Source organism: Pseudoalteromonas sp. BSi20311, from assembly GCF_000239875.1.
In the GTDB taxonomy this organism is placed as follows: Bacteria; Pseudomonadota; Gammaproteobacteria; order Enterobacterales; family Alteromonadaceae; genus Pseudoalteromonas.
The window spans coordinates 1-6,656 of record NZ_BADU01000090.1 but is presented as its reverse complement, the minus strand read 5'-3'; the positions used below and the strand labels follow the sequence as shown (position 1 = coordinate 6,656).

Below are 6,656 nucleotides of genomic sequence, written 5' to 3'. Positions count from 1 at the left end.
GGGTTCGGGGTTCGGGGTTCGGGGTTCGGGGTTCGCCAAAATTATGCTTAGTATTAATTAAAACGCAATTAGTAATTTATTTATAAAAAAAGCAAAGAAAGGCTGTGTTTTTTTGCTCATTTGCACTCATTCTTTGCTCTTTGTGCAAATAACTTTTAAGTGATTTATTTACCACTGAAGGTTATGAGGCGCTGCATTTTACCCGCGTCTCTCAGCCTGTTGCCCGCGGCTCGTAACTTTCAAATAATATAAAAAAAGGAGCATTGCTGCTCCTTTTTAAATTTTACTTAGGCCTCGGTCATTAAACACAAAAACGCGGGGTAAACCCGCTGCTACGTGGTGATAGTTCTTGGTAGCAGCGATTTTATATCGCGTCAGGCCTAGGTCATTGAACTATACCCGCGCCTCGCACCTCGCACCTCGCAGCTCGTAACCTTTAACCTTTAACCTTTAACCTTTAACCTTTAACCTTTAACCTTTAACCTTTAACCTTTAACCTTTGAATAATATAAAAAAAAGGAGCATTACTGCTCCTTTTTAAATTTTACTTAGGTTTATTTAATATCAAACCGGTCGGCGTTCATCACTTTTACCCATGCATTTATAAAGTCGTGTACAAAACGGGTTTTGTTATCGTCTTGAGCATAAAACTCTGCCAATGCACGTAAAATTGAGTTTGAACCAAACACTAAATCAACCCGCGTAGCCGTGTACTTAGTTTTACCACTAGCGCGGTCAACTATGTTGTACTCGCCTTTAGCTGCAGGTTCCCAGCGGTTGTTCATGTCGGTTAAATTAACAAAAAAGTCGTTACTGAGTACGCCTACGTTATCGGTAAATACACCATGAGCACGATTGCCATAGTTAGTACCCAGTACGCGCATACCGCCTAGTAACACGCTCATTTCTGGTGCGGTTAAGCTCATTAATTGGCTGCGCTCCAGTAATAGCTCCTCGGCGGATACAGCGTAGTCTTTTTTCAACCAGTTTCTAAAGCCATCATGAATTGGCTCTAATGGCTCGAATGACTCTGCGTCGGTCATGTCATCACTAGCATCGCCACGCCCTGGGGCAAATGGTACGGTCATATCAACCCCTGCCTTTTTAGCCGCTTGCTCAACCGCAGCGGTGCCGCCAAGTACAATTAAATCGGCCATACTAACAGGCTTAGTTAAACTCGCTTGCAGTGTTTCAAGTGCGCTAAGTACTTTAGCTAAACGCGCAGGTTCGTTACCTTGCCAGTTATTTTGCGGAGCAAGGCGAATACGGGCGCCATTTGCACCACCACGGTGATCGGAGCCTCTATAAGTACGTGCGCTATCCCATGCGGTATTAATTAAGTCGGTTTCACTTAATCCACAATTAAGTAGCTTCGCTTTTAAATCGGTTATTTCAGCGTCGCTCAGGGTATAATCAACCGTTGGAATTGGATCTTGCCAAATTAAATCTTCACTGGGTACATCGGCGCCCAAATAACGTGATTTTGGCCCTAAATCACGGTGGGTTAACTTAAACCATGCGCGAGCAAATACGTCAGTAAAGTACTCAAAATCGTCATTAAAACGCTCAATAATTTTACGGTACGCTGAGTCGAGCTTCATTGCCATGTCGGCATCGGTCATTATTGGGTTTAAACGAATTGATGGGTCTTCCACATCAACGGGTTTATCTTCTTCTTTAATATTAACCGGCTCCCACTGATGAGCACCGGCAGGGCTTTTTGTTAGCTCCCATTCGTAATTGAGTAACAATTTACAATAGCCGTTATCCCATTTAGTTGGGTAGGTTGTCCATGCGCCCTCAATACCTGAGGTCATGGTATCGCGGCCAATGCCACGGGTTTTATGGTTATTCCAACCTAGACCTTGCTCATGCACGTCGGCAGCTTCTGGCTCAGGGCCTAAGTTTTCTTCTTTACCATTACCGTGAGTTTTACCTACAGTGTGGCCACCAACGGTGAGTGCTGCGGTTTCTTCGTCGTTCATGGCCATGCGGGCAAAGGTTTCGCGAACTTGATCTGCGGTTTTAAGTGGATCGGGCTTGCCATTAACCCCTTCTGGGTTTACATAAATTAAGCCCATTTGTACTGCTGCTAATGGGTTTTCCATGGTGTCGGGTTTATCAACCTGGGTATATCGCTCATCACTTGGGGCCAGCCATTCTTTTTCTGCGCCCCAGTAAACGTCTTTTTCTGGGTGCCAAATATCTTCACGGCCGCCAGCAAAGCCAAAGGTTTTAAGTCCCATTGATTCATACGCCATATTACCGGCTAAAATAATCAGATCAGCCCATGAAAGCTTATTGCCGTATTTCTTTTTAATTGGCCACAACAAACGGCGAGCTTTGTCGAGGTTGGCATTATCAGGCCATGAGTTAAGTGGAGCAAAACGTTGATTACCCGTACCGCCACCGCCTCGGCCATCCGCTAAACGATACGAGCCCGCAGCATGCCACGCCATACGGATCATCAGGCCACCATAGTGCCCCCAATCGGCTGGCCACCAAGGTTGGCTTTGAGTCATTAAATTTTTTAGGTCGGTTTTAAGTGCCTCTAAGTCGAGTGAATTAAAAGCGTCGGCGTAATTAAAGTCGCTATCGTAGGGGGTCGTTTTACTATCGTGCTGATGAAGGATGTCTAAATTCAGTGAATTTGGCCACCAATCTGTATTGGTGTTTTCGGTTGTAGTATTACTGCCGTGCATAACCGGGCATTTACCCGCTTTATGATTATCCATATTGAGCTCCTTTTAAAAAATAAATAAAAACGCCTATGCTTACTGTTATTGGCAATCACCAATTGGGAGCGTTCTTATGTATGGTCTCTACTTATTCAATATACTTGTAGCTGCTTTTATACGCTAGGGCAAAGTAATGCTTTAAAACGATTACAATCATTTATAAATATGATGATGTTGCCAGCGGTGTGCTTAGTGCAAAATGAATATTAAAACTTTTTATAAAATAGATGATCGTTATTAAAAATAGCCACGTAATGTATGCTGAAGGGTTTGAAAGTGACTTAGGTTTTCTTAAGTGCACAATGGAATACCCCCCTTCGCCATGAAATTATAGTTATAAAAGGTGTATAAGTTACTTATGCACCTTTATTTCTTCCTTATTTTTTATCTATTTGAATTTAGTTAAGTAAAAATTCAGGTAGGTGCACATACACTAGGATTTATCTCCTATTGTTCCCTGAGATGTTGATGTAGTTTTTTCCAGTCCACTTTGGACTGGATTTTTTTTGCCTATAATTAAGTCACGTCCTCCTTAAAATTACCCAGGGTAAAACCTGGCACTATATATTTAGCATTGCGCGCTGCCACCCTAGTACCAATGATGTGCGCATGTTAAAGTTAGCAAAGCGATTAATTAATTTTTTAACTAGGCATATCAATGCGTTTTTATTTTTTACTATTTATTGTTTTTATAGGTGCTTCATCTGCAGTACAAGCTGCTGATAAAAACACCGCGACCTTGGATGAGCAACAGCAACGTGAATTAGCGCAGCTAAAAGAGCCAATGTATAAGCCATTACTTGAGCGTTATATTCTCGACGAATTAAAGTCGGTTCGCCAAGATCAACAAAAACTGCGTGAAGACGTGACCAAACAAGTTACGCATGCACAGTTAGACACCGCCGATCGGGCGCTTACCTACACCACAGATACCATTAATAATGTATTTTTTATTATTACTGCCACCGCTTCTATTTTAGTATTGGTGGGCTGGAATTCACTACGTGATGTAAAAAATAAAGTAGAAGATATAGTAAATACTCGAGTTAGTGTTATTACTGACGAGTACGAAGACCGCTTGAAAATTTTAGAAGAGAAACTGCGTGTACGTTCTGAAGAAATACTCAGTAACCAAGAACGTATATCGATCACCAACGAAGTTCATTCGTTATGGATGCGAGCCAACCTAGAAAGTGATATTGCCAATAAAATTGAAATATTCGATGAGATTTTAAAACGTAAACCAGAAGATGTAGAAGCCATTGCCTACAAAGCGGATGCATTATTAGAGCTAAATGAGACTGAGCAAGCCATTGAACTTTGCAACCAAGCCATTGATATAGACAGCGATTACGGTTACGCCTATTGGCAAAGAGCCTGTGCGTATGCTTTAACACATGAACATGCAGATGCCCTAGCTGATATAAAAATGTCTCTTGAATACTCGCCTAACTTACGAAACGAGCTACTTCACGAAAGTGCTTTTGCCAGCCTACATGATAACGATAGCTTTAATGCTATTGTTTCAAACGAAGCTTAGGGTCTGCTGACCCTAGCGTTTGAAGTATAAGTCTATTGATTTAGAGAGCAGCTCGTCTAGCTGCTCTTCAAAGTCTTCTATGTCAATTTCAAAATGATTTAAGTACGCTTTAGCCTGCACCTGAGATAAATTGCGGTTTTTAACGCTGTATTGGCGCTCATCTTTTTGCTTGTCGTATCGAGGTAAAAATAATAACTGCGCATAATAAGGCGATTTAATGTGCTTGTTCGCAAAGCGACAAAAGTCTTCAATGTGGTCTACGCCATCAGGGCCTAAACAACCTGGCTCTACTCGATACATTACACGAATTTTTTTCTCGTCACTTAGCTGCATAATTAATAATTACCTAAAAAATAAAACCCTAACCACTTTACCATCTTTGATCTGATAACTTGATATAAGCTCTGAACGTTTATCTATAACGTTCGCATCCGTTGAACAGGTTTCTGACAGTTCATGGTCTATTACAATATCACCATGCACAATACGCTTGATTGGTGATGAGTGCAGACACTTAAGTTTTTTAAACATAATGCCATAACGCGCTATTAGTTTTTCTTTACCTTTAAATAATAGCTCATTCGGGAAAATATAAAACTCAACATCTTCATCATACATGCGAATAAATTCTTCAATGTTACGCGCGTTGTAAGCATTTACTAATTGCTCAACAACAGCAAGTGACTCACGCGACTGTTTTGCTTTGGCTTGTTGCTTTGCTGTGAGTGCTTCTTTTGCTTGTGTAACTGCTTGCTCAGCTTGCGCAACAGCCTGGGCTTTATCCGCTTTACTATTAGGCTGCTGAACGGGCTTTGTAGATTCGCTGCCAAGTACTTGAGAGTCATCTGCTTTTACTTTATCAACAACCGGCTTTTTTGGTGTATTAGCCTCTTGGCTTAATGTATCAAGCGCGTCTTGTTGCGGTGCATTTTCTGGCTGCGTTTGTTTGGTCTCGTTCAGCGGTGTTGATTGCTCTATAGCATGACTATTTAACGTGAAAGCGGCCAATAAACAGGCACAAATAATAAATAAAGATTTCATGGATTTCCTAAGTACGAAGACTAAATACAATTAAAGCGCAACATAGCAAATTTTAGGCCTCTGAGATAGTTATTATAACGTTATAGCTAGCTACCAATACTGCTCAACCGTGATATGTCCCGGCTCTTTTCGACGATTACGCTTATAATTTTGAGCCAATAATAACTCTGTGGTGTCTTTAACCATTTGCGGATTACCACACAGCATAAATTGGGCATTATTTGGTGTAGCCCATAACCCGACGTGCTCATATAAAGCATTATTTTCAATCACAGTGGTAATTCTGCCTGCTAAGCCTTGTAAAGGCACCTCACGGCTAACAACCGGAATATAGTTGAGTTGACTAGGATTTGATTTTATTAGTTTGTTAATAAGCTCCTGATAGCTTAAATCGCTATTTTGCCGTACACCATGCACTAAATTTATGTGTTTGTATTTTTGCCATACTTCGCTCTGCTGTAACATTGATAAAAATGGCCCAATAGCTGTGCCTGTACTAAGCATCCACAATTGCTCACTCGCAGGCACTTCATCTAGAGTAAAAAAGCCAGTTGCTCGGCGCTCTATTAATACGGTGTCACCTGGTTTGAGTGTGGCTAAATGAGAAGATAGTAAACCATCAACCACATTGATGAGGTAAAACTCTAAATCAGGACTTTGAGGGGCATTAACATAAGAGTAGGCGCGAGCGATACGTTTATCACCGTCCATAATAGAGAGCTTTGTAAATTGCCCAGCTTTAAACGGCTCTACATCAGCGTGAACGGTTATGCTAAATAACGAGTCATTCCACCATTTAACTGACTTTACCGTGGCATCAATCCAATTAGACATAGGTTACTCCAGAGTTTAAGGCGCGTTACTAGCTATCAGCTAAGAGTTTAAAATTGTTTATTTTAAAGACACGATTTATAACTTCAACATTAGCATTAAGTTATAAATACTGACAGGGAAATAAATGACAAGACAACTTTCGGGCTACGGGTTTCGAGTAACGAGCAACGAGCTAGTGCTAAAACCTTTTGAACACAGAGAAGAAAATGAGAAGTAAAAGAGAAAGTAAAACATCAAACTGGTAGCAGCGGGTTTACCCCGCGTCTCTATACTTAACGACCTAAATCTGACGCGATATAAAATCGCTGCTACGAAAGACATTTACTGCTAAAAGCAATTTTTCACCACAGAGGGTTCCGAGGCGCTTTGCGCTACATAGAGGAAGATGGGTGTTTTTTAAGCATTTCTCTGTGAGCTCTGTGTTCTCGGTGGTAAATATTTATTTTTAATTAATGACCTTGCTCAGCATAAAGCCCGCCTACATTAAATTCAGAAGGTAACCA

The 6,656-nt window shown here is 41.1% G+C and carries 5 protein-coding genes; 1 reads left to right on the top strand and 4 read right to left on the bottom strand.

Going from position 1 to position 6,656, the window contains the following annotated elements; translation table 11 throughout:
* Positions 1–554: 554 nt before the first annotated feature.
* Complete coding sequence (gene katG / locus P20311_RS10810; protein ID WP_008112669.1) at positions 555–2,735, bottom strand: catalase/peroxidase HPI; 2,181 nt, start codon at positions 2,733–2,735, stop codon at positions 555–557.
* Between the two features lie 661 nt (positions 2,736–3,396).
* Between katG and P20311_RS10805 the strand changes: the two genes are divergently transcribed.
* Positions 3,397–4,278: a tetratricopeptide repeat protein gene (locus P20311_RS10805; RefSeq protein ID WP_008112666.1), complete on the top strand. Its 882-nt coding sequence runs from the start codon at positions 3,397–3,399 to the stop codon at positions 4,276–4,278.
* Positions 4,279–4,290: 12 nt separating this feature from the next.
* Here P20311_RS10805 and P20311_RS10800 read toward each other — a convergent pair whose 3' ends face one another.
* The 3 genes from P20311_RS10800 to P20311_RS10790 all read right to left on the bottom strand — a co-directional run bounded on the left by P20311_RS10800 (position 4,291) and on the right by P20311_RS10790 (position 6,153).
* Positions 4,291–4,611, bottom strand: a complete 321-nt coding sequence (locus P20311_RS10800) for a hypothetical protein (RefSeq protein ID WP_008112665.1) — start codon at positions 4,609–4,611, stop codon at positions 4,291–4,293.
* 9 nt (positions 4,612–4,620) lie between these two features.
* Positions 4,621–5,319, bottom strand: coding sequence for a nuclear transport factor 2 family protein (locus P20311_RS10795; RefSeq protein ID WP_008112664.1), 699 nt, complete (start codon positions 5,317–5,319; stop codon positions 4,621–4,623).
* A gap of 90 nt (positions 5,320–5,409) precedes the next feature.
* Positions 5,410–6,153: a ferredoxin--NADP reductase gene (locus P20311_RS10790; RefSeq protein WP_008112663.1), complete on the bottom strand. Its 744-nt coding sequence runs from the start codon at positions 6,151–6,153 to the stop codon at positions 5,410–5,412.
* Positions 6,154–6,656 lie beyond the last annotated feature (503 nt).

Bases quoted from the DNA above. Each gene is read 5' to 3' on its own strand.
- P20311_RS10800 (WP_008112665.1), bottom strand. From the start codon at position 4,611: ATGCAGCTAAGTGACGAGAAAAAAATTCGTGTAATGTATCGAGTAGAG.
- P20311_RS10790 (WP_008112663.1), bottom strand. From the start codon at position 6,153: ATGTCTAATTGGATTGATGCCACGGTAAAGTCAGTTAAATGGTGGAAT.
- P20311_RS10795 (WP_008112664.1), bottom strand. From the start codon at position 5,319: ATGAAATCTTTATTTATTATTTGTGCCTGTTTATTGGCCGCTTTCACG.
- P20311_RS10805 (WP_008112666.1), top strand. From the start codon at position 3,397: ATGCGTTTTTATTTTTTACTATTTATTGTTTTTATAGGTGCTTCATCT.
- katG (WP_008112669.1), bottom strand. From the start codon at position 2,735: ATGGATAATCATAAAGCGGGTAAATGCCCGGTTATGCACGGCAGTAAT.